Genomic DNA, 778 nt, shown 5'->3' with positions numbered 1-778 from the left:
GTGCGTGGGGGATCGGGTGACGGTGGCGGCGGTCGACTGGCGGGCCCGGCGGGGGGCGGTGGTGGGTCCCGAACCCCGCCACAGCCTGCTGGAGCGGCCGGCGGTCGCCAACGTGAGCCGGGTGGTGGTGGTGGCGGCCGTCGCCGAACCCGGCCTCGACCCCCTGCAGCTGACCCGGTTCCTGATCACCGCCGAGGCCACCGGCCAGCCGGTGCAGGTGGTGCTCAGCAAGGTCGACCTGCTGCCGGCGGCCGAGGTGCGGTCCTGGTGCCGGCGGCTGGAGGGGTGGGGCTACGACACCGTGGCGGTCTCCACCCGCAGCGGTGAGGGACTGGAGGCGCTGCGCCGCCAGCTGGCCGAGCCGGGCATCGCCGTGCTCTGCGGCCCCTCCGGGGTGGGTAAGAGCAGCCTGCTCAATGGCCTGGCCCCGGCCCTGGAGCTGCGCGTCGCCGCCGTCTCCGGGCGGCTGCGCCGGGGACGCCACACGACCCGGCATGTCGAATTGTTTTCCGTGGCGCCGGGGGCCCTGGTGGCCGATTCCCCCGGCTTCAACACCCCGGCCCTTCCCGCCGACCCCCAGACCCTGGTGGCGGCCTTCCCGGAATTGCTGGCCCGCCTCCAGGTGGCCCCCTGCCGTTTCGCCAACTGCCGCCACCTCGGCGACCCCGGCTGCGGGGTGGGGGATGGCTGGGACCGCCAGGCGATCTACGGCCGCTGCCTTGAGGAGGTGGAGGCGGCCGCGGCGGCCCGCTCCCGTGGCGGCCAGGGGCGCCAGGGG

General features: G+C 76.2%; 1 protein-coding gene. It reads left to right on the top strand.

What is annotated here, in order from left to right:
- On the top strand, positions 1–778 hold a 778-nt coding region (gene rsgA / locus VB737_RS17155; RefSeq protein WP_500314755.1), incomplete at both ends, for a ribosome small subunit-dependent GTPase A.

The sequence above is a fragment of the Synechococcus sp. BA-120 BA3 genome, from assembly GCF_034931285.1.
In the GTDB taxonomy this organism is placed as follows: domain Bacteria; phylum Cyanobacteriota; class Cyanobacteriia; order PCC-6307; family Cyanobiaceae; genus Cyanobium.
This window is presented reverse-complemented; position numbering and strand designations above follow the sequence as displayed.